General features: G+C 71.0%; 21 protein-coding genes. 13 read left to right on the forward strand and 8 right to left on the reverse strand.

The window, feature by feature from the left end:
* Positions 1–9 precede the first annotated feature (9 nt).
* Entirely contained in the window at positions 10–507 is a 498-nt protein-coding gene (locus tag ACZ6RC_RS20650) for a phosphoribosyltransferase (RefSeq protein ID WP_391140137.1), read from the forward strand.
* 74 nt (positions 508–581) lie between these two features.
* On the opposite strand, the gene ACZ6RC_RS20655 is transcribed toward ACZ6RC_RS20650, so the two are convergent.
* The 3 genes from ACZ6RC_RS20655 to ACZ6RC_RS20665 form a co-directional block, all read right to left on the reverse strand.
* The gene (locus ACZ6RC_RS20655; protein WP_391140138.1) at positions 582–1,463 is read right to left on the reverse strand and encodes a Yip1 family protein; all 882 of its coding nucleotides are present in this window, start codon (positions 1,461–1,463) and stop codon (positions 582–584) included.
* 208 nt (positions 1,464–1,671) lie between these two features.
* Positions 1,672–3,930: a (Fe-S)-binding protein gene (locus tag ACZ6RC_RS20660; RefSeq protein ID WP_391140139.1), complete on the reverse strand. Its 2,259-nt coding sequence runs from the start codon at positions 3,928–3,930 to the stop codon at positions 1,672–1,674.
* Between the two features lie 143 nt (positions 3,931–4,073).
* The gene (locus ACZ6RC_RS20665; protein ID WP_469585188.1) at positions 4,074–4,625 is read right to left on the reverse strand and encodes a sugar transferase; all 552 of its coding nucleotides are present in this window, start codon (positions 4,623–4,625) and stop codon (positions 4,074–4,076) included.
* A gap of 227 nt (positions 4,626–4,852) precedes the next feature.
* Here ACZ6RC_RS20665 and dnaK point away from each other — a divergent pair, with 227 nt between their 5' ends.
* The 4 genes from dnaK (at position 4,853) to ACZ6RC_RS20685 (ending at position 9,056) form a co-directional block, all read left to right on the forward strand.
* The gene (dnaK, locus tag ACZ6RC_RS20670; protein WP_391140141.1) at positions 4,853–6,697 is read left to right on the forward strand and encodes a molecular chaperone DnaK; all 1,845 of its coding nucleotides are present in this window, start codon (positions 4,853–4,855) and stop codon (positions 6,695–6,697) included.
* Positions 6,697–7,350, forward strand: a complete 654-nt coding sequence (grpE, locus tag ACZ6RC_RS20675) for a nucleotide exchange factor GrpE (protein ID WP_469585191.1) — start codon at positions 6,697–6,699, stop codon at positions 7,348–7,350. Before dnaK ends, grpE begins: the two co-directional genes overlap by 1 nt.
* 61 nt (positions 7,351–7,411) lie before the next feature.
* Positions 7,412–8,599: a molecular chaperone DnaJ gene (dnaJ, locus tag ACZ6RC_RS20680; protein ID WP_391140143.1), complete on the forward strand. Its 1,188-nt coding sequence runs from the start codon at positions 7,412–7,414 to the stop codon at positions 8,597–8,599.
* 4 nt (positions 8,600–8,603) lie between these two features.
* The gene (locus tag ACZ6RC_RS20685; RefSeq protein WP_391140144.1) at positions 8,604–9,056 is read left to right on the forward strand and encodes a heat shock protein transcriptional repressor HspR; all 453 of its coding nucleotides are present in this window, start codon (positions 8,604–8,606) and stop codon (positions 9,054–9,056) included.
* A gap of 139 nt (positions 9,057–9,195) precedes the next feature.
* On the opposite strand, the gene ACZ6RC_RS20690 is transcribed toward ACZ6RC_RS20685, so the two are convergent.
* Positions 9,196–9,669 carry a hypothetical protein gene (locus tag ACZ6RC_RS20690; RefSeq protein WP_391140145.1) on the reverse strand — a complete coding sequence of 158 codons (474 nt, stop codon included), beginning with the start codon at positions 9,667–9,669 and terminating at the stop codon, positions 9,196–9,198.
* Between the two features lie 2 nt (positions 9,670–9,671).
* Positions 9,672–10,655, reverse strand: a complete 984-nt coding sequence (locus ACZ6RC_RS20695) for a helix-turn-helix transcriptional regulator (protein WP_391140146.1) — start codon at positions 10,653–10,655, stop codon at positions 9,672–9,674.
* Between the two features lie 128 nt (positions 10,656–10,783).
* Between ACZ6RC_RS20695 and ACZ6RC_RS20700 the strand changes: the two genes are divergently transcribed.
* Together ACZ6RC_RS20700 and ACZ6RC_RS20705 are read left to right on the forward strand one after the other, a co-directional pair.
* Positions 10,784–11,062: a hypothetical protein gene (locus ACZ6RC_RS20700; RefSeq protein ID WP_391140147.1), complete on the forward strand. Its 279-nt coding sequence runs from the start codon at positions 10,784–10,786 to the stop codon at positions 11,060–11,062.
* On the forward strand, positions 11,059–11,379 hold the full coding sequence (locus tag ACZ6RC_RS20705) for a (2Fe-2S)-binding protein (protein ID WP_329118791.1): 321 nt from the start codon (positions 11,059–11,061) through the stop codon (positions 11,377–11,379). Before ACZ6RC_RS20700 ends, ACZ6RC_RS20705 begins: the two co-directional genes overlap by 4 nt.
* Positions 11,380–11,514: 135 nt before the next feature.
* On the opposite strand, the gene ACZ6RC_RS20710 is transcribed toward ACZ6RC_RS20705, so the two are convergent.
* Positions 11,515–11,928, reverse strand: coding sequence for a pyridoxamine 5'-phosphate oxidase family protein (locus ACZ6RC_RS20710; RefSeq protein WP_469585199.1), 414 nt, complete (start codon positions 11,926–11,928; stop codon positions 11,515–11,517).
* A gap of 99 nt (positions 11,929–12,027) precedes the next feature.
* On the opposite strand from ACZ6RC_RS20710, the gene clpB reads away from it, so the two are divergent.
* Positions 12,028–14,613: an ATP-dependent chaperone ClpB gene (gene clpB, locus ACZ6RC_RS20715; RefSeq protein WP_469585202.1), complete on the forward strand. Its 2,586-nt coding sequence runs from the start codon at positions 12,028–12,030 to the stop codon at positions 14,611–14,613.
* 174 nt (positions 14,614–14,787) lie between these two features.
* Positions 14,788–15,321, forward strand: coding sequence for a type III secretion system chaperone family protein (locus tag ACZ6RC_RS20720; protein WP_391140150.1), 534 nt, complete (start codon positions 14,788–14,790; stop codon positions 15,319–15,321).
* Positions 15,322–15,384: 63 nt separating this feature from the next.
* Here the strand turns inward: ACZ6RC_RS20720 and ACZ6RC_RS20725 are convergent, their stop codons facing one another.
* A complete protein-coding gene (locus ACZ6RC_RS20725) occupies positions 15,385–16,563 on the reverse strand; it encodes a glycosyltransferase family 39 protein (RefSeq protein WP_453618482.1) in 1,179 nt (392 codons plus the stop codon).
* Between the two features lie 212 nt (positions 16,564–16,775).
* Here ACZ6RC_RS20725 and ACZ6RC_RS20730 point away from each other — a divergent pair, with 212 nt between their 5' ends.
* The gene (locus tag ACZ6RC_RS20730; RefSeq protein WP_469585207.1) at positions 16,776–17,330 is read left to right on the forward strand and encodes a Uma2 family endonuclease; all 555 of its coding nucleotides are present in this window, start codon (positions 16,776–16,778) and stop codon (positions 17,328–17,330) included.
* A 33-nt stretch (positions 17,331–17,363) separates the two neighbouring features.
* Here the strand turns inward: ACZ6RC_RS20730 and ACZ6RC_RS20735 are convergent, their stop codons facing one another.
* The gene (locus tag ACZ6RC_RS20735; protein ID WP_469585210.1) at positions 17,364–18,545 is read right to left on the reverse strand and encodes a pyridoxal phosphate-dependent aminotransferase; all 1,182 of its coding nucleotides are present in this window, start codon (positions 18,543–18,545) and stop codon (positions 17,364–17,366) included.
* Positions 18,546–18,639: 94 nt separating this feature from the next.
* Between ACZ6RC_RS20735 and ACZ6RC_RS20740 the strand changes: the two genes are divergently transcribed.
* From ACZ6RC_RS20740 to ACZ6RC_RS20750, 3 genes are all read left to right on the forward strand, one after another.
* Complete coding sequence (locus ACZ6RC_RS20740) at positions 18,640–18,834, forward strand: hypothetical protein (protein WP_391140154.1); 195 nt, start codon at positions 18,640–18,642, stop codon at positions 18,832–18,834.
* Between the two features lie 307 nt (positions 18,835–19,141).
* On the forward strand, positions 19,142–19,660 hold the full coding sequence (locus ACZ6RC_RS20745; RefSeq protein WP_391140155.1) for a DUF2617 family protein: 519 nt from the start codon (positions 19,142–19,144) through the stop codon (positions 19,658–19,660).
* Between the two features lie 75 nt (positions 19,661–19,735).
* On the forward strand, positions 19,736–21,385 hold the full coding sequence (locus ACZ6RC_RS20750) for a polyamine aminopropyltransferase (RefSeq protein ID WP_469585214.1): 1,650 nt from the start codon (positions 19,736–19,738) through the stop codon (positions 21,383–21,385).
* Positions 21,386–21,420 lie beyond the last annotated feature (35 nt).

Genomic DNA, 21,420 nt, shown 5'->3' on the forward strand with positions numbered 1-21,420 from the left:
GCGGTCGTCATGAGTGAGGTACGCGAGAACCTGACGTACGAGGGCTTCGGGCGCGCCGTCCGTGAGCTCGCGCAGACCATCGCCGACGACGGTTACGAGCCCGACGTCGTGCTCTCCATCGCCCGCGGCGGCGTCTTCGTCGCCGGCGGCCTGGCCTACGCGCTGGACTGCAAGAACATCCACCTCGTGAACGTGGAGTTCTACACCGGCGTGGGGACCACCCTGGAGATGCCGGTCATGCTGGCGCCCGTCCCCAACGCGATCGACTTCTCCGACAAGAAGGTCCTGATCGCCGACGACGTCGCCGACACCGGCAAGACGCTCAAGCTCGTCCACGACTTCTGCGTCGACCACGTCGCCGAGGTCCGCTCCGCGGTCGTCTACGAGAAGTCGCACTCCCTGGTGAAGTGCGAGTACGTGTGGAAGAAGACCGACGAGTGGATCAACTTCCCCTGGTCGGTCGAGCCGCCCGTCGTCCGGCGCGCGGGCCAGGTCCTCGACGCCTGAGGCGGCTTCCCCGGCCGTACGAGAAGAGGGGCCCCGCCGTTCTCCACGGCGGGGCCCCTCTTCTCGTACGCGGCTTACAGCGTGCCCAGCTTGATGATCGACAGCAGCGCCACCAGCTGGATCGCCGAGGCGCCCAGCGCCTTCGGCCACGGCAGGTCGTGGGAGCGGCTCACCATCGCCGTGAGGAGGGCGCCGGCGGCCAGCCAGGTGACCCAGCCGAGGACCTGGACGAGGCCGTTCTCGCCGCCCAGGAAGATCGCGAAGAGCAGTCGGGGCGCGTCCGTGATCGACATGATCAGCATCGACAGGCCGACGGTCGGCTGCCAGGAGCCGTCCCCGCCGAGCTGGCGGGCGAGGGTGTGCGTGACGACGCCCAGGATCAGTCCGCCGATGACGAAGCCGACGCCGGTCATCAGGACGTACGGGATCGCCGTCGACAGGGTCGCGTTGATGGCCTCTTCGCGCGCCTGGTCGAAGCCGAAGATCGCGAGCAGGCCGTAGAGGAAGGTCACGACGAGCGCGGGGCCCCAGACGGGGTAGTCCCGCATCTGCAGGAACGTCGGCGCGGGGCGCAGGACGATGCCGCTCAGCAGGGCCTTCCAGGGCAGCCGGGGGCCCGTGGGGCCGGGGGCCGCGCCCGCCTGGTAGGTGGCGCTGTCGCCGTACGGGTCGTCGTGGATGCTGAACGCCCGCGTGTGGCCCGGGTTGTCCGCCGTGCCCGCGTGCGGCTGCTGGGCGTGCTGCGGGTGCTGCGCGTGCGGGTCGCCGAAGTACTCCGGCTCCCCGTACTGCTGCCCGTACGGCTGCTGCCCGTACTGCTGTCCGCCCTGACCCTGCGGGGGCCACTGCTGCTGCGGGTACGGCGGCGGGGCCGCCTGGTACCCGTTCGGCGCCTGCTGCGGTCGTTGTTGCGGGGGGCGGTTGTCCCGGCCGCGTCCGTTCCTGAATCCAGCCACGTCATCGAACGTACCCGCTCCCGCCCCGCGGGGCTCAATCAGCACCGACCTTGCCACTGAGCTGTGACATCCCCTAGGGGGCCTCAGGGGGCCTCAGGGGCGCGGGAGACGGGCGGCCCGCCCGTACGGAAGGAGCACCGCCCGTACGTACGAGAGGACCGCCCCGCTCGCTCGCGGGACGGTCCTCTCCAGACGTACGGCGCCGGGGCTACTGCGCCGGCTCGGGCTCCGGCTCCGGCTCGGCCGGGAGCTGTTCCACCGGCTTCTTCACCGAGTCGAGCAGCAACTGGGCCACGTCCACGACCTGGACGGACTCCTTCGCCTTGCCGTCGTTCTTCTTGCCGTTGACCGAGTCGGTCAGCATGACCAGGCAGAACGGGCAGGCGGTGGAGACGATGTCCGGGTTGAGGGACAGGGCCTCGTCGACGCGCTCGTTGTTGATGCGCTTGCCGATCCGCTCCTCCATCCACATCCGCGCGCCGCCGGCGCCGCAGCAGAAGCCGCGCTCCTTGTGGCGGTGCATCTCCTGCTGGCGCAGGCCCGGGACGGCCGACATGATCTCGCGCGGGGGCGTGTAGACCTTGTTGTGGCGGCCCAGGTAGCAGGGGTCGTGGTAGGTGATGAGCCCGTCGACCGGCGTCACCGGGATCAGCTTGCCCTCGTCGATGAGGTGCTGGAGCAGCTGCGTGTGGTGGATGACCTCGAACTCGCCGCCCAGCTGCGGGTACTCGTTCGCGATCGTGTTGAAGCAGTGCGGGCAGGTGGCGACGATCTTCTTCGCCGACTTCGGCTTCTTCGTCTCCGGGTCGTCGTCGTCCTCGCCGAACGCCATGTTCAGCATCGCGACGTTCTCCTGGCCGAGCTGCTGGAAGAGCGGCTCGTTGCCCAGGCGGCGGGGCGAGTCACCGGTGCACTTCTCCTCGCCGCCCATGATCGCGAACTTGACGCCCGCCATGTGCAGCAGTTCGGCGAAGGCCTTGGTGGTCTTCTTGGCCCGGTCCTCCAGGGCGCCGGCGCAGCCGACCCAGTAGAGGTAGTCGACCTCGGTGAGGTCCTCGACGTCCTTGCCGACGATCGGGACCTCGAAGTCGACCTCCTTGGTCCACTCGACGCGCTGCTTCTTCGCCAGGCCCCAGGGGTTGCCCTTCTTCTCCAGGTTCTTCAGCATCGTGCCGGCCTCCGAGGGGAAGGCGGACTCGATCATCACCTGGTAGCGGCGCATGTCGACGATGTGGTCGATGTGCTCGATGTCGACCGGGCACTGCTCGACGCAGGCGCCGCAGGTGGTGCAGGACCACAGGACGTCCGGGTCGATGACGCCGTTCTCCTCGGCGGTGCCGATCAGCGGACGCTCGGCCTCCGCGAGGGCGGCGGCGGGGACGTCCTTGAGCTGCTCCTCGGACGCCTGCTCGTTGCCCTCCATGTCCTTGCCGCCGCCCGCGAGGAGGTACGGCGCCTTGGCGTGCGCGTGGTCGCGCAGGGCCATGATCAGGAGCTTGGGGGAGAGCGGCTTGCCGGTGTTCCAGGCGGGGCACTGCGACTGGCAGCGGCCGCACTCGGTGCAGGTGGAGAAGTCGAGGATGCCCTTCCAGGAGAACTGCTCGACCTGGGAGACACCGAAGACGGCGTCCTCGGCCGGGTCCTCCCAGTCGATCTCCTTGCCGGCGGTCGTCATCGGCAGCAGCGGGCCGAGGGCGGTGGAGCCGTCGGAGTTCCGCTTGAACCAGATGTTCGGGAAGCCGAGGAAGCGGTGCCAGGCGACACCCATGTTGGTGTTCAGCGAGACCGTGATCATCCAGGTGAAGGACGTGACGATCTTCAGCGCCGCGAAGAAGTAGGTGAGGTGCTGGATCGTGCCCAGGCTCAGCCCGTCGAGGGCGGCGATCAGCGGGTACGAGGCGAAGAAGCCGGGCTCCCAGCTCGTCACGTGGTGCTGGACGCCCTCCAGGGCGCGCAGCGTCATGATGCAGACGCCGACGATGAGGATGACGGCCTCGACGAAGTACGCCTGGCCGGTCTTCGAGCCCGCGAAACGGGACTTGCGGCCCGCCCCGCCCGGCCGGTTCAGCTGCCGGATCACGATCAGGGTCAGGATGCCGAGGACCGTCATCAGACCGAGGAACTCGGTGAAGATCTCGTACGGCAGCCAGTCGCCGATGAACGGGATCAGCCAGTCGGCCTGGAACAGCTGGCCGAAGGCGTTGACGATGGTGAGCAGCAGGGAGAAGAAGCCCACCGCCACGAACCAGTGCGCGACGCCGACGATGCCCCAGCGGTTCATACGGGTGTGGCCGAGGAACTCCTTGACCAGGGTGACGGTGCGCTGCGTGGGGTCGCCGGTGCGCGTGCCCGCGGGCACGGGCTGGCCGAGCTTCACGAAGCGGTAGATCTGCGCGATGGCGCGCCCGAACAGCGCGACGGCCACCACCGTGATGACGATCGACACGACGATCGCGGCGAGTTGCATTTGGGGCTCCTCGGGCGGGCCTGCGAGGCGGAGTGCCGACACTGCCGAGTGTGGCACTACTAAGCGGTAACTTATTCAGTCCGTGCTGAGATTACCGCTTCGGGGCGCCCCGCTGTAGCGGCGCCCGCGGTGATCTGTGTCGCTCAGGCAAGCCTTGCCGGCGGGGCCTCTCCGGTCGCCGCGCGACGTCTGCGGACTGCTGGAAGCGTACGCGCCAGGATGGCGAGATCCATCCCCAGCCAGTGATGGTCCACATAGTGGAGGTCGAGCAGCTCCCGCTCCTCCCAGGGCAGGTCGGAGCGGTCGCTGATCTGCCACAGGCCGGTGAGGCCGGGGCGTACGGAGAGCCGGCGGCGGGTCTCGCCCGCGCACTCGCGGTGGGCGGGGACCAGAGGGCACGGGCCGACCAGGGACATCTCCCCGCGGACCACGTGGAGCAGCAGCGGGAGCGCGGCGAGCGGCCCGGGGGTGCGGAAGGTCAGTATCCGGAACGTCCTGCCGTCGCGGCCGGCCATCGTGCGGCGGCGCAGGACTCCCGTCCCGTCGGCCCCCTGCGCCCCTCCCTCGTCCGGCCGCGCGGCGGCACCCCCGCCCGCCCGCGCGGCGAGCGACAGCGCGACGAGGGTGAAGAGGGGGGACAGGAGCAGCAGAAGGGTGAGTCCGCCCATGAGGTCGAGTGCGCGCTTGGCCGTCATGCCCCCACCACACCCTTTCGTGGGATATTCGTGAGGTATCGGACTCTCTCACGGAGGGGTGTCCGAGCCGGGGGAGCGACGCGCCCGAGGGGCGGTCGGTGGGGCCTCTTTGAGCCGAAGGCAGCGCGAAGAGTTGAGCCGACACGACTCAGGTCTGTTGACGCGAGAGAACCGGTCGTGCATCCTTGAGCCAGATCCACTCAAGTCAGTCAGCTGGAGGAATCGAAATGGCACGTGCGGTCGGCATCGACCTGGGCACGACTAACTCCGTCGTCAGCGTTCTCGAAGGCGGCGAGCCCACCGTCATCACCAACGCCGAGGGCGCCAGGACCACGCCGTCCGTCGTCGCCTTCGCCAAGAACGGCGAGGTGCTCGTCGGCGAGGTGGCCAAGCGCCAGGCGGTCACGAACGTCGACAGGACCATCCGGTCGGTCAAGCGCCACATGGGCACCGACTGGAAGATCGACATCGACGGCAAGAGCTTCAACCCGCAGCAGATGAGCGCCTTCATCCTGCAGAAGCTGAAGCGCGACGCCGAGTCCTACCTGGGCGAGAAGGTCGTCGACGCGGTCATCACCGTCCCGGCCTACTTCAACGACTCGGAGCGTCAGGCGACGAAGGAGGCCGGTGAGATCGCGGGCCTCAACGTCCTGCGCATCGTCAACGAGCCGACCGCGGCCGCCCTGGCCTACGGCCTGGACAAGGACGACCAGACGATCCTCGTCTTCGACCTCGGTGGCGGCACCTTCGACGTGTCCCTCCTGGAGATCGGCGACGGCGTCGTCGAGGTGAAGGCCACCAACGGTGACAACCACCTCGGTGGCGACGACTGGGACCAGCGCGTCGTCGACTACCTGGTGAAGCAGTTCGCCAACGGCCACGGCGTCGACCTGGCCAAGGACAAGATGGCTCTCCAGCGTCTCCGCGAGGCCGCGGAGAAGGCGAAGATCGAGCTGTCGTCCTCCACGGAGACGTCGATCAACCTGCCGTACATCACGGCCTCCGCCGAGGGCCCGCTGCACCTGGAGGAGAAGCTCACCCGGGCGCAGTTCCAGCAGCTCACGGCCGACCTGCTCGAGCGCTGCAAGACCCCGTTCCACAACGTCATCAAGGACGCGGGCATCCAGCTCTCCGAGATCGACCACGTCGTCCTGGTCGGTGGCTCCACCCGTATGCCCGCCGTCGCCGAGCTCGTCAAGGAGCTGACCGGCGGTCAGGAGGCCAACAAGGGTGTGAACCCCGACGAGGTCGTCGCCATCGGCGCCGCCCTGCAGGCCGGTGTCCTCAAGGGCGAGGTCAAGGACGTCCTGCTCCTCGACGTCACCCCGCTGTCGCTTGGTATCGAGACCAAGGGCGGCATCATGACCAAGCTCATCGAGCGCAACACCACGATCCCGACCAAGCGGTCCGAGATCTTCACCACGGCCGAGGACAACCAGCCGTCCGTGCAGATCCAGGTCTACCAGGGCGAGCGCGAGATCGCGGCGTACAACAAGAAGCTCGGGATGTTCGAGCTGACCGGTCTGCCGCCGGCGCCGCGTGGCGTCCCGCAGATCGAGGTCGCCTTCGACATCGACGCCAACGGCATCATGCACGTGACCGCGAAGGACCTGGGCACGGGCAAGGAGCAGAAGATGACCGTCACCGGCGGCTCCTCGCTGCCGAAGGACGAGGTCGACCGGATGCGCCAGGAGGCCGAGCAGTACGCGGACGAGGACCACCGTCGTCGCGAGGCCGCCGAGTCCCGCAACCAGGGCGAGCAGCTCGTCTACCAGACGGAGAAGTTCCTCAAGGACAACGAGGACAAGGTCCCCGGTGAGGTCAAGACCGAGGTCGAGACCGCCGTCGCCGAGCTGAAGGAGAAGCTCAAGGGCGAGGACACCGCGGAGATCCGTACGGCCACCGAGAAGGTCGCGGCCGTCTCCCAGAAGCTCGGCCAGGCGATGTACGCCGACGCCCAGGCCGCGCAGGCCGCGGGCGGCGAGGCCCCGGGCGCCGACGCCAAGGCCGACGACGACGTCGTCGACGCCGAGATCGTCGACGACGAGAAGCCGAAGGGCGGCGCTGCCTGATGACGGAGGAGACCCCGGGCTTCGAGGAGAAGCCCGACGTCCCCTCCGGCGCCGAATCCGACGACGCCGCCGAAGCCGCCGAGGCCCCCTCCCAGGAGGAGGGCTCGGCGGCCCCGGCCGGGGACGCAGCGCAGACAGCCGGTCTGACGGCCCAGCTGGACCAGCTCCGCAGCGCGCTCGGTGAGCGCACCGCGGACCTCCAGCGGCTCCAGGCCGAGTACCAGAACTACCGCCGCCGCGTGGAGCGGGACCGGGTCACGGTCAAGGAGATCGCCGTCGCGAGCCTCCTGGGCGAGCTCCTGCCCGTGCTCGACGACGTCGGCAGGGCCCGCGACCACGGCGAGCTCGTGGGCGGGTTCAAGTCGGTGGCCGAATCGCTGGAGACCGTCGTCGCCAAGATGGGACTCCAGCAGTTCGGCAAGGAGGGCGAGCCCTTCGACCCGACGATCCACGAGGCCCTCATGCACTCGTACGCGCCGGACGTCACCGAGACGACCTGCGTGGCGATCCTGCAGCCGGGGTACCGAATCGGCGAGCGGACCATCCGGCCCGCGCGCGTGGCGGTGGCCGAGCCCCAGCCCGGGGCGACGCCGGCCGCGAAGGAAGAGAAGTCGGCAGACGAGGAGAGCGGTGGCCCCGAGGAGACCGTGTGACCCGAGTCGGGTCACACGCCCCCGGGGCTAGCGCGAAGATCGTCCGGGAGGAGGGACGTCGATGAGCACGAAGGACTTCGTCGAGAAGGACTACTACAAGGTTCTCGGCGTCCCCAAGGACGCCACCGACGCCGAGATCAAGAAGGCGTACCGGAAGCTCGCCCGCGAGAACCACCCGGACGCCAACACGGGCGACACCAAGGCGGAGGAGCGCTTCAAGGAGATCTCCGAGGCGAACGACGTCCTCGGCGACCCCAAGAAGCGCAAGGAGTACGACGACGCCCGCGCCCTGTTCGGCAACGGAGGCTTCCGTGCCGGACCGGGCGGGGCGGGCGGAACGTTCAACTTCGACCTGGGCGACCTCTTCGGGGGCGCCCAGGGCCCGGCCGGCGCCGGTGCCGGCGGCTTCGGCGGCGGCCTGGGCGACGTCTTCGGCGGACTGTTCAACCGGGGCGCGGGCGGCGGCGCGGGGACGCGCACGCAGCCGCGCCGCGGCCAGGACATCGAGTCCGAGGTGACGCTCAGCTTCACCGAGGCGGTCGACGGGGCCACCGTGCCCCTGCGGATGTCTTCCCAGCAGCCCTGCAAGGCCTGTTCGGGCACCGGCGACAAGAACGGCACCCCGCGGGTCTGCCCGACCTGCGTCGGCACCGGTCAGGTCTCCCGCGGCGGCAGCGGCTCGTTCTCGCTCACCGACCCCTGCGTGGACTGCAAGGGGCGCGGCCTCATCGCCGAGACCCCCTGCGAGGTCTGCAAGGGCAGCGGGCGGGCCAAGTCCTCCCGCACCATGCAGGTCCGCATCCCCGCCGGTGTCTCCGACGGCCAGCGGATCCGGCTGCGCGGCAAGGGCGCGCCCGGCGAGCGGGGCGGGCCGAACGGCGACCTCTACGTCGTCGTCCACGTCGACGCCCACCCGGTCTTCGGCCGCAAGGACGACAACCTCACCGTCACCGTGCCCGTCAGCTTCCACGAGGCGGCGCTCGGCGGCGAGATCAAGGTACCGACCCTCGGCGGCCCCGCGGTGACGCTGAAGCTGCCCGCCGGCACGCCCAACGGCCGGACCATGCGCGCCCGCGGCAAGGGCGCGGTCCGCAAGGACGGCACCCGGGGCGACCTGCTGGTGACGGTGGAGGTCGCGGTGCCCCAGGAACTGGACGACAAGGCCCGCGAAGCCCTCGAGACGTACCGCGAGGCGACGGCGGGCGAGGACCCCAGAGCAGAACTCTTCCAGGCCGCGAAGGGAGCTTGACGCGATGGACATCCGACCGGGGCGCAGCCGCAACCCGTACGAACTGACCGACGAGACACCGGTGTACGTCATCTCGGTGGCCGCCCAGCTCTCCGGGCTGCACCCGCAGACCCTTCGGCAGTACGACCGCCTCGGTCTGGTCTCCCCGGACCGGACGGCCGGGCGCGGCCGGCGCTACTCGGCCCGTGACATCGAACTGCTGCGCACCGTCCAGCAGTTGTCGCAGGACGAGGGCATCAACCTGGCGGGTATCAAGCGCATCATCGAGCTGGAGAACCAGGTCGCGGCGCTCCAGTCCCGGGTGGCCGAGCTGTCGGCGGCCGTGGACGGCGCGGCGATGGCGATGCGGCAGCGCGAGGCGCAGGTGCACGCGTCGTACCGCCGTGACCTGGTGCCGTACCAGGACGTCCAGCAGGCGAGCGCGCTGGTGGTCTGGCGCCCCAAGCGCGGCGAGTGACCCCGGCGGCCCCGTAGGCCACACTGCCCCGCAGGCCGCGTAGCTTCCCACAGGCCCCTTCCGTACCGGTGTTCCGGCGCGGGAGGGGCCTCGCGCGTGCCAGGGGGCGTACGGACCCCTCCGCGCCGCCCCTCGCCCCTTACGGGATCAGTTCGCTCACGATGTCGCCGACCGTCTCCCACGCGGGCGCCGCGCCGGTGCCGAAGGCGGCGGCGAGGGCGGTGCCCACGGCGATGTCCTGGGGGCGGAGCTCCGCCGGGGCCGTCCAGTCGGTGTCGACCCGGCCGTCGCCCGAGGACTCCAGGGTGCCCAGCCGGCGGCCGCCGCGCAGCAGCCGGCTGTCCACGTGCGAGCAGGGGATCAGGCGGTACCGCGCGCCGGCGACCTTCGCGTCGACGCGGTAGGACCGGCGCAGCAGACGGCCCCGGGCCGGCCGGATCCCGGCGGGCCGGCCGTCGACGGTGAGCGTCAGCGCGCGCCGGTCCCGGGTGCCGATGGGGACGAGGGCGTTCACCCCGGTCCCGGGCGCCCGGACCACCTCGACGGTGGGCAGCCCGTGGCCGGACACCCGCAGCGTGCCCGCCGGGCCGTCCAGGTCGATCCGTACGTACACGATCAGCCGTCCTGTTCGAGGATGCCGGACTGGGCGATGAGGAAGCCCAGCTGGGCCCGGCTGCCGCTGCCCAGGGCGGCGGCGAGCTTGGCGATGTGGGCGCGGCAGGTGCGCACGTTCATCCCGAGGCGGCGCGCGATGGCCTCGTCGACATGGCCTTCGACGAGGAGCTTGGCGATGGAGCGCTGGACGCCCCCGATGCCGTCCACGGACGGGCTGTAGGGGATCTCGTCCTCCCACGGCACGCCGTGCAGCCAGAACTGGTCGAAGACGCCGACGAGGTACTGCACCAGCCCTTCGTGGCGCAGTTCCAGCGCCACCCGGCGGTCCGAGCGGGCGGGCACGAAGGCGACCTTGCGGTCGACGATGATCAGCCGGTCGATGATCTCCTCGAGGGTGCGCACCTCCAGCCCGTACGGCGCGATCCGCTCGACGTACCCCATGGTGGCCGAGTGGTGGCGCGCGGTGTGCTGGTAGAGGGTGCGCATGCGGATCCCGCGGTCGAGCAGGGGCTCCACCCGGCGCAGCCCCGCCTGCACCACCTCGGGCTTGCGCCCGCTGCCCGGCTGGATGGTGAGCAGCTCCTCGCCGCACTCGTTGATGACCCGGTCGAGCGTGGCATTGATGAGGCTGAGGCCCTCCAGGACGGTGATCGCCTGGGTCGCCGACGGGTCCGGCGCGTTGATCGTCATGAATGGCTCGAACGTGTCCGCCAGCGAGATGGCCAGCTGCCGGCGCTGCTGGATCTCCCGCTCGATGGGGTGTATGAGCTTGTTCAGCGCGATGGACGGCGGGATGGGCCGCAGCCACTGCGTGTCGTCCGGGTCGGGGTGCAGCAGCGACAGTTCGATCAGGCAGGGGACCGGTTCCACCTCCGCGCGGGCGATCCTGCCGGCTCTCAGCGCGGTCGCGTAGAGACGTTTTCCGGCGTCGCACAGCTCGCCCGGACCGTGCCGTGTGTCGGTATCACCCTGCTTCGGCTCCATTTGCACCCCCCTCAGGGTCCTGAATTACAGGAACATGATGCCTGGCATCGCTGGTGGAAGGGTTCGGAGTGAGCCATCGTCTTATTCGCGGGGGAGGAGGTAATGATCAAAAGAGGTGGAGATCGGCCATGACCAGGATGGTTCGTGCACTTGGCGCCATAGCTTTCGCTGCTGCGGCTGCCCTCGGCGCTCTCGCCCTCGACGGCGAGCCGACGTGGGACACGCCGCCCGCGAACAACGTTGTCGCCGCCCCGGGCGAACCGACGTGGGACTCCACGCCGACGGTCGCGGGTGAGCCCACGTGGGACTTCGCGCCGACGGCCAAGGGGGAGCCCACGTGGGACTCCGTCAAGACCGTCGAGCGCGAGCCGACGTGGGACTCCCTCCCGGCGGGCGCGGACGCATGACCGTGCCGCCGGACGACCGGGTCTTCCGGCGGGAGATGGCCTCGGCCTATCGATCCGGGTGGCATTTCATCGATCTCGTCACGGCCATTCCCCACCGTGGTGATTCGTTGATGGTCACCCTCTTCGGAGAACCGATCGTCGTCGCTCGTGAGCAGGACGAGGACGTCCGCGCCTACCGGTGCCTGCGGAGGCCGCGTGGCGCCCCGCAACCGGTCCGCTGTGCCATCCGGTACGGCATGATTTTCGTCAATCTCGATCAGCGGGACCACCAGCTGCTCGAGCCCGAGACCATCACCGCCACCCCCCGCAGTGCCTGAGCGATTCCCCCGTCGTTGTAGATCGCTCAGGTGCTTCCCCCACACAGCGGCGCCATCGCGGACCTGAAACGCGATGGCGCCGTTGTGCTGCCCGGGCGCGGTTCCCCCGCCCCCGCCCGGGGCCCGGTCCCGGTGTCAGGCGCGGCCCATCGCGCGGGTCAGCGCGATCTCGATGACCACCCGGTCCGGGTTCGGCGCCGGGACCCGGCCGTAGCGCGTGGCGTAACGGTCCACCGCGTCCGCGACGACCTCCGGCTCCGTGCGGATCCGGGCCACGCCCTCCAGGGTCGCCCAGCGCCCCTTGTCCACCTGGCAGACCGCGACCCGCGCGCCCTCGGGGCCCGCCGCCAGGACGTTGGCCACCTTGCGGCTGTGCTTGTTGGTGATCACCCGGGCGATGCCCTTCTCGCCGCCCTCGGGGTCGTACGTCACGCCCACCGCCACGACGTGCGGGGTGCCGTCGGCGCGCGGCGTGGTGAGGGTGCACATGTGGTACTCCCGCCAGAAGCTGAGGTACGAGTCGTCCGGGTTCCTCGGGTCAGTCGCCATGCCGCGAAGCCTATCCTTGAGCGGAATAGACTCAACTTTGTGTACGCTGTACGAGTCATGCGTGATGGCAGCACGGTTTGACAGGAGGAGAGACCGCACGTGGACGCCGAACTGACCAACAAGAGCCGGGACGCCCTCAACGCGGCCACCAGCCGCGCGGTGTCCGAGGGGCATCCCGATCTGACCCCCGCGCACCTTCTCCTGGCGCTCCTGGCGGGCCAGGACAACGAGAACATCACCGACCTCCTCGCCGCCGTCGACGCCGATCAGGCCGCTGTACGGTCCGGTGCGGAGCGGCTCCTCGCCGCCCAGCCCAGCGTGACCGGATCCACGGTCGCGCCGCCGCAGCCCAACCGCGAGCTGCTCGCCGTCGTCGCCGACGCCGACCGGCGCGCCAAGGAGCTCGGGGACGACTACCTGTCCACCGAGCACCTGCTGATCGGGATCGCGGCGAAGGGCGGTCAGGCGGGCGAACTCCTCGCCCAGCAGGGGGCGAGTGCCACGAGCCTCCTGGACGCGTTCGAGAAGAGCAGGGGAGGGCGCCGGGTGACCACACCGGACCCGGAGGGTCAGTACAAGGCGCTGGAGAAGTTCGGCACGGACTTCACGGCGGCCGCGCGGGAAGGGAAGCTGGACCCCGTCATCGGGCGTGACCAGGAGATCCGGCGCGTCGTCCAGGTGCTCTCGCGCCGGACCAAGAACAACCCCGTCCTCATCGGCGAGCCCGGCGTCGGCAAGACCGCCGTCGTCGAGGGCCTGGCCCAGCGGATCGTCAAGGGCGACGTCCCCGAGTCCCTGCGGAACAAGCGTCTGGTCTCCCTCGACCTCGGCGCGATGGTCGCCGGCGCCAAGTACCGCGGCGAGTTCGAGGAGCGCCTGAAGACCGTCCTCTCCGAGATCAAGGAGAGCGACGGCCAGATCATCACCTTCATCGACGAGCTGCACACCGTCGTCGGCGCGGGCGCCGGCGGCGACTCCGCCATGGACGCCGGCAACATGCTCAAGCCGATGCTGGCCCGCGGCGAGCTGCGCATGGTCGGCGCGACGACCCTCGACGAGTACCGCGAGCGGATCGAGAAGGACCCCGCCCTGGAGCGCCGCTTCCAGCAGGTCCTCGTCGCCGAGCCCTCCGTCGAGGACACCATCGCGATCCTGCGCGGCCTCAAGGGCCGGTACGAGGCCCACCACAAGGTCCAGATCGCCGACTCCGCCCTCGTCGCCGCCGCCACCCTCTCCGACCGGTACATCACCTCCCGCTTCCTGCCGGACAAGGCCATCGACCTCGTCGACGAGGCCGCCTCCCGGCTCCGGATGGAGATCGACTCCTCGCCCGTGGAGATCGACGAGCTCCAGCGCGCCGTGGACCGGCTGCGCATGGAGGAGCTGGCGCTGAAGAACGAGAGCGACCCCGCCTCCGTCCAGCGCCTGGAGAAGCTGCGCCGCGACCTCGCCGACAAGGAGGAGGAGCTGCGCGGGCTGACCGCCCGCTGGGAGAAGGAGAAGCAGGGCCTCAACCGCGTCGGCGAGCTGAAGGAGAAGCTCGACGAGCTGCGCGGCCAGGCCGAGCGCGCCCAGCGCGACGGCGACTTCGACACCGCCTCCAAGCTGCTGTACGGCGAGATCCCGTCCGTGGAGCGGGAGCTGGAGGAGGCCAGCGAGGCCGAGCAGGAGGCCGCCAAGGACACCATGGTCAAGGAGGAGGTCGGCCCCGACGACATCGCCGACGTGGTCGGCTCCTGGACCGGCATCCCGGCCGGCCGCCTCCTGGAGGGCGAGACGCAGAAGCTGCTCCGGATGGAGGACGAGCTGGGGCGGCGCCTGATCGGCCAGACCGAGGCCGTGCGGGCCGTCTCCGACGCCGTGCGCCGCACCCGCGCCGGGATCGCCGACCCGGACCGGCCCACCGGCTCCTTCCTCTTCCTCGGCCCCACCGGCGTCGGCAAGACCGAGCTGGCCAAGGCGCTCGCGGACTTCCTCTTCGACGACGAGCGGGCCATGGTCCGCATCGACATGTCGGAGTACGGCGAGAAGCACAGCGTGGCCCGGCTGGTCGGCGCGCCCCCCGGCTACGTCGGCTACGAGGAGGGCGGCCAGCTCACCGAGGCGGTGCGCCGCCGCCCGTACAGCGTGGTCCTGCTCGACGAGGTGGAGAAGGCGCACCCGGAGGTCTTCGACATCCTGCTCCAGGTCCTCGACGACGGCCGCCTCACCGACGGCCAGGGCCGGACGGTGGACTTCCGCAACACCATCCTGATCCTCACCTCCAACCTGGGCAGCCAGTACCTGGTGGAGCCGCTGACCTCCGCCGAGGAGAAGAAGCAGCAGGTCATGGAGGTCGTACGGGCCTCCTTCAAGCCGGAGTTCCTCAACCGGCTCGACGACCTGGTGGTCTTCTCCGCCCTGGACAAGGCCGAGCTGGGCCGGATCGCGCAGCTCCAGATCGACCGGCTCGCCAAGCGGCTCGCCGAGCGCCGGCTCACGCTGGACGTCACCCCTGCGGCGCTGGAGTGGCTGGCCGACGAGGGCAACGATCCGGCCTACGGCGCCCGTCCGCTGCGCCGGCTGATCCAGACGGCGATCGGCGACCGGCTCGCCAAGGAGATCCTCGCCGGCGAGATCACGGACGGCGACACGGTCCGCGTCGACCGCTTCGAGGACGGTCTGATCGTGGGACCGGCCCGCTGACACGGTCCGCACGGGGGCGGCCGGGGCCCGGGCCGGCCGGCCGCGGCCGGCTCCGCCTCTCCGCCAGGGGGAGCAGATCTTGTCAGCCCGCAGCGGATCGCGGGAGGCGGGGCTTGCCACGGACCGCCCGCCATGGGAGAGGATGGCGGCAAACCGTACGAAGGGATATTCACGGTGAGCATCGACCCGTCCTCGATTCCGAATTTCGGGGGCCAGCCCCAGCCTCAGGCCGCAGGACCGGCGGGCCCCGTCGTCCCCGACCAGGACCTGGTCAAGCAGCTCCTCGACCAGATGGAGCTGAAGTACGTCGTCGACGACGAGGGTGACCTCGCGGCGCCGTGGGAGGAATTCCGTACGTACTTCATGTTCCGCGGCGAGGACGAGCAGCAGGTCTTCTCCGTGCGGACGTTCTACGACCGTCCGCACTCGGCCGACGACCGCGTCAGGATCCTCGACGCGATCGACGACTGGAACCGCCGCACCCTGTGGCCCAAGGTCTACACCCACCTGCACGAGGAGGAGGACGGCTCCGCCACCCTCCGGCTCATCGGCGAGGTGCAGATGCTGATCGGCACCGGCGTCGCCCTGGAGCACTTCGTGTCGTCCACGGTCAGCTGGGTCCGCGCGTCCATCGAGTTCGACAAGTGGCTCGTGGAGCAGTTCGGCCTGGAGGCCCCCGAGGACAAGGAGTCCGGCGAGTCCGAGTAGGACCCCCGCCGGACGCCGAGGGGCCCGCGCGCGGGGCTTCGGGCCCGAGGGCCCGCCGCGGACTCAGAGCGCCATGTTTGCGAGCGTCAGCAGATAGACGCCGTAGCCGAACGAGAGCCCGGCCAGGGCCGTGATCAGCACGATCGCGGCCCTCGGCCGGGCTCTCGTCAGTGCCAGGGCCGGTGGGATCAGCAGCGGGAACGCGGGGACCAGGAAGCGCGGCTTGGACTCGAAGAAGCCGGAGCCGCCGACGGCGATGAGCACCAGCACGCCCGTGTAGACGAGGACGGGCAGCGGCGGCCGCTCCACCACCGCGAGCAGCGCGAAGAGCACCACACCGGCCGCCGTGATCACCAGCGCCATCGCGAAGCCGAACTGCGTGGGCCCCTTCAGCATCTCCCGTACGAACCGCAGGGCGCCCTCGCCGAAGTCGAAGCGCGAGGTCCAGCCGGACTGGACGGCGAAGTAGCCGCCGAGCGGATCGCCGCGGCGGGCACCGACCCACAGCAGGTACGAGAGCCAGCCGGCCGGCGCCAGGGCCGCGGCCGCCCAGACCGCCGCGTCCACCCGCCCGCGCCGCCGCCACAGCTCGTACGCCGCCGCCGCGAGGACGGCCGCCGCGACGGCGATCCCGTTGGGCCGGGAGAGCCCGGCCAGGGTCGCGAGCGTGCCCGCCCACAGCCAGCGGCGGGTGAGCAGGGCGTACAGCGCCCAGGCGGCGAAGGCGGTCATCAGCGGCTCGGTGTACGCCATGGTCAGCACGATCGAGTGGGGCAGCAGCCCCCAGAGCAGCACCAGGACGACGCCGGTGCGCCGCCCGTACAGCCGCTCGCCCACCAGATAGACGCCGCAGGCGGCGGCCCCCGCGGCGAGCCAGGACAGCAGCAGGCCCGCGGTGCCGCCGGTGACCGGCAGGACGGCGGTGACGGCGCGGACGAGCCCCGGATAGAGCGGGAAGAACGCCATGTCGGACTGGACCACGCCGTCGGGCCAGTGCAGCGTCCGGCCGTAGCCGTGGGCGGCGATCCGGACGTACCAGTCGGAGTCCCAGGACTTCGCGAGCAGCGCGCGCGGCGAGCGTCCGGTGTGCCAGGCGCCGAGGGCCAGGACGAGCATCCCGGTGAGCCGTGCGGCGGCGAAGAGCCCGAGCGCGGGAACGGCCCGGTGCAGGGCCGTCCGCGAGCGCGGGACGCTCCTGCGGACACCGGCGGACGCCGGGCGGTCGAGAGTCTCGGCGGACAGGGTGCACCTCCGTGCGCGCGGGAATCAGGTCGGCCCGACAAATCGGTCTACCCGACAATCACCGCCCCACGGAGGGGGCGCGCGCGCACGACGGCCCACCCGGGTGAAAGATTCCCGGCTCAGCCCCCCAGCGCCTTCAGACGGGCCGCCCGACCAGCTCGATGCCTCGGCCTGCCCGCCGTATCCTGACGGCACACGGGAAGGAGCCGTCCATGAGTGTCGACGCGATCGTGCACACCGAGTTCCCCAGGGGATACACGGTTCTGTTCGGGGCCGACGGAAAGGTGATCATGACCCCGCAGAGTGAAGAGCACTCCAGCACCATCAGATCGCTGCAGATCGACTCCGCTCACGCCCTCGGACGCCATGCGAAGGTCACCTCGGACGTCTACATCGACTTCCCCGCCGACGAGAACTCCGCCCCCGATCTGGCCATCCTCCGCGAGGATGCGCGCCGTGCGGGCAAGCGCTACAGCTTCGAGGACGTCCTGCTGATCTCCGAGGTCGTCTCGACCTCGTCCGCACGCAAGGACTACGACGACTGCACCGCGAAGTACGGCCGTTACGGCATCCCGATCTACCTCGTGGTGGATCCCTACGCCCAGGAAGTCGTCCTTCACACCGAGCCGACCGACACCGGTTACATCGCGGCTCACACCTATAAGTACGGCACGGGCAAGCTCCCCATCCCCCTGGCCGACGGTCGCACCTTCACGCTCGATCTCGACGAGCTCCCCCGGCCGGAGACCACGGCGAACGCCCGCTGACGAAGGCTTGCCGGCGCCGCCGCCGGCGACCGCTCAGCCCCCCAGCGCCTTCAGGCGGGACACCGCCTCCTCGAGGACCGGGCGCTCTTTGCAGAAGGCGAAGCGGACGAAGGGGGCGCCCGCGTCGCGGTGGTCGTAGAAGACGGCCGTCGGGATGGCGACCACGCCCGCGCGTTCGGGGAGGGTGCGGCAGAAGGCGATGCCGTCGGTCGCGCCGAGGGGGCGGATGTCGGCGGTGACGAAGTAGGTGCCGGCCGGGCGGTAGACGTCGAAGCCGGCGCCCGCGAGGCCGTCGGAGAGCAGGTTCCGCTTGGCGAGCAGATCGGCGCGCAGACCGTCGAGGAAGCTGTCGGGCAGGCGCAGCGCCTCGGCGATCGCGTACTGGAAGGGGCCGGAGGCGACGAAGGTGAGGTACTGCTTGGCGGACCGGACGGCGGTGGTCAGCGCCGGGGTCGCGGTGACCCAGCCGACCTTCCAGCCGGTGAAGGAGTAGGTCTTCCCGGCCGAGCCGATGGTGACCGTGCGCTCCCGCATGCCGGGAAGGCTCGCGATCGGCACGTGCTCGGCGTCGTCGAAGACCAGGTGTTCGTAGACCTCGTCGGTGACGACGAGCAGATCGCGTTCGACCGCCAGTTCGGCCACCGCGGCGAGTTCGGCGCGCGTGAGGACGGTGCCGGTCGGGTTGTGCGGGGTGTTGAGGAGGATCAGCCGGGTCCGGTCGGTGACGGCGGCCCGCAGCTCGTCCAGGTCGAGGACGAAGCGCCCCTCCGAGGGGCGGAGGGTGACCGGCACCCGCGTCCCGCCGGCCATCGCGATGCAGGCGGCGTACGAGTCGTAGTACGGCTCCAGGGCGATCACCTCGTCGCCCGGCTCCACGAGCGCGAGCAGCGCGGCGGCGATCGCCTCGGTCGCGCCCGCGGTGACCAGCACCTCCGCGTCGGGGTCGTACTCCAGTCCGTACCGCCGGAGCTGGTGCTCGGCGACGGCGCTCCGCAGCTCGGGCACGCCCGGCCCCGGCGGGTACTGGTTGCCGCGCCCGTCGCGCAGCGCCCGCACCGCGGCCTCCCGGATCTCCTCGGGGCCGTCGGTGTCGGGGAAGCCCTGTCCCAGGTTGATCGCCCCGGTCCTGACGGCCAGCGCGGACATCTCGGCGAAGATCGTCGTCCCGAACTCGGCGAGCCGGCGGTTGAGCAACGGTCGTGTCATGGCAGCCATCCTGGGCCGAAGCTCTGGAGTTCCTCAAGTGCGCTTTGAGCGCGAACGGGGAAGGGCATCCCCCCTCCACATCGGATACACGGGGGTGAAACGAATGGAAGTACTGCTGATCGCGGGTGTGGTCCTCCTCCTCGGACTGGGCGTGCTGTCCGGACTCGGCGGGCGGAGCCGGAGCCGGTCGCGGGGCCGGCGGCACAGCTGGTGGGAGGGCGGCGGCTCCGACGGCGGCGGCTCCTCGTGCGGCTCCTCCTGCGGGAGCGGCTGCGGCGGGGGCGGCGGAGGCGACTGACCGGCCGGAAGGGGCCCCGAGGGGCCCGGGCGTCTGGTGGGACCAACGTCCCCCAGACGCCTTCTTGTTGAAGGCGCGCTGTCGATTCGTCTTGAACAGTTGAACCGTGGGGCCCCCGAGGGGATGGAAACCACGTCAAGTTGGGTAAAAACGCTGTGAGCTTCCCGCAGTTCATGATTCCCTCGCTGTTGAGAACATCCAGCCCTCGGACCGTGTGTGGACCCGAGTCGGCGATCCCCCCCTTCCGTTGAACCCTCTCCGGGGCGCCCCCGGCCCACCCGTCAAACCGTGTTTGCGGAGCCGACCCATGCTCACGACCCTGAAGACCTCCTACACCGACACGCGCGCGGCCGACCTGGCGTGGGCGCTGGGGCGCGAACCGCTGCCCGCCCTCGCCGTCCTCGATCTCGAACTGGCCGGAGCCACAGTGCAGTTGCGCCTCCTCGGCGCCTCCCATCAGGTCCTTCTCGAAGAAGAGGGACGCAGCTGCTCGGAGACGGTGGCCTGTATGCCCGGCAGCAGTACGCCGCTGCCGCTGGGCGTCTCCAAGCGGGTGGGCGAATGGGATTACGAATTCGCGGCGCGCGTCGAGACGCTGTCGCACGGCTCCTTCGCGGGCCGCGCCCAGGAGCTGCTCGCCCTCGTCGCCGACCACCCCAACGGCCTCGCGGGGACGTTCCCCGGCTCGCCGCACGCCTTCACGGCGATGCTGGCGCAGCGCCACGAGGGCCAGGTGCGGTGGCGCACCTGGCACGCGTACCCCCAGGAAGGACAGCTGGTCGTCACCCGGACCCGGATCGGCGTACGTATGCCTGCCGCACTCTGATGCGCCCCCTGGGTGCGTCAGGTGCACTCGTGTGGGTGACAGGTGGCGACACAGGTGTGACGTAGCGTTACGTGCATGATCGATCCGCCTGTCACCATGCCTCCCACGAGGGTGACGCGGCCTCCCCTTCGGCCGGGTGCGGTGCGGTATCCGGTCCTCGCGGTGGTCTTCGTCTGCGCGGCCTGCGGACTCGTCTACGAACTGGAACTGGTCGCGCTCGCCTCGTATCTGATCGGCGACTCGGTCACCCAGGCGTCCGTCGTGCTGTCCGTGATGGTCTTCGCGATGGGCCTGGGGTCGCTGCTCGCCAAGCGGCTGCGCTGTCGCGCGGCGGTCGGCTTCGGCCTGGTCGAGGCCGGCCTCGCGCTGATCGGCGGCTGCTCCGCGCTCGTGCTGTACGCCGCGTTCGCCTGGTTCGGCGAGGCCCGGTACGTCCTGGTGGCGTTCTCGCTCGCCATCGGGGTGCTCATCGGCGCCGAGATCCCGCTGCTGATGTCGCTGATCCAGCGGGCCGAGTCGGCGCGGGCGCCCGGCGCGCGGGAGAAGGACGACGCCGCAGGGACGGTCGCCGACCTCTTCGCCGCCGACTACGTCGGCGCGCTGGTGGGCGGGCTCGCCTTCCCCTTCCTGCTGCTGCCCTGGCTGGGTCAGCTCACCGGCGCCCTGGTCACCGGCGCGGTGAACGCCGTGGCGGGCGGCGGCCTCGTGCTGTGGATGTTCCGGCGCGATCTCACCCCCCGGTCCCGGGCGCTCCTGATCGGCGCGAACCTCACCGTCCTCACCGTCCTCGCCACCGCGACCGTCCTCGTCGACGACTTCGAACGGGCGGCCAGACGCGCGGTGTACGGCGACGGCGTGCGGGTAGCCGTCCGCACCGGGATGCAGGAGGTCGTGCTGACCGGGGAGCGGGGCGGACCGCAGGTGCTGTACCTGGACGGACGGCCCCGGGGCGGCGGGCAGGGCCAGGACGGCCCCCACGAGTCCCTGGTGCACCCGGCGATGAACGGGCCGCACGCGCGCGTGCTGGTCATCGGCGGCGGTGACGGGCTCGCCGCGCGCGAGGTGCTGCGGTACCGCGGGGTCCGCTCGGTCACCGTGGTCGCGCTCGACCCCGGCGTCGTCCGCCTCGCCCGCACCGACCCCCAGCTCACCACCCTCAACGGACACGCCCTGCGCGACCCCCGGGTGCGGGTGGTCCACGCCGACGCCTTCCGCTGGCTGCGCGAGACGGGGGCGGGCCCGGGCCCCGGCGCCGGAAAGCGGTACGACGTGATCGTCCTGGACCTCCCCGACCCCGGGATCACCTCCAGCACCAAGCTCTACTCGGAGGAGTTCTACGGCCTCGCGGCCCGCGTCCTCGCCGACGGCGGACGGCTCGTCGTCCACGCGGGCCCGGCCACGGCCCGCCCCCGCACCTTCTGGACCGTCGAGGCCACGCTCCGCGCGGCCGGCTTCGCCGTCCGCCCCTACGGCGCGAGCGGGAGCGGCGGCTTCACCGGAGGCCCCGACCGCGGCCCCGGCACCCACCCGGCCCGGGCGGTCCACCGGGGATACCTCCTCGCCGCCCCGGGCCCGTACCCGCCCGACCTCGGACTCGCCCCCGACGCACCCCGCCTCCGGTCCGTCACGGCGGGCGGCCTGGCCGCGGAGGCCCGCAGGGTGGAGCGGACCCGCTGCGGCGACCTGCCCCCGTCGACCCTCGTGCACCCGCGCTACGGCGGCTGAGCGGACCGGTCCGGGGGCGGCCGGCGGGCGGCGGC

The sequence above is a fragment of the Streptomyces sp. NPDC048353 genome (assembly GCF_055587165.1).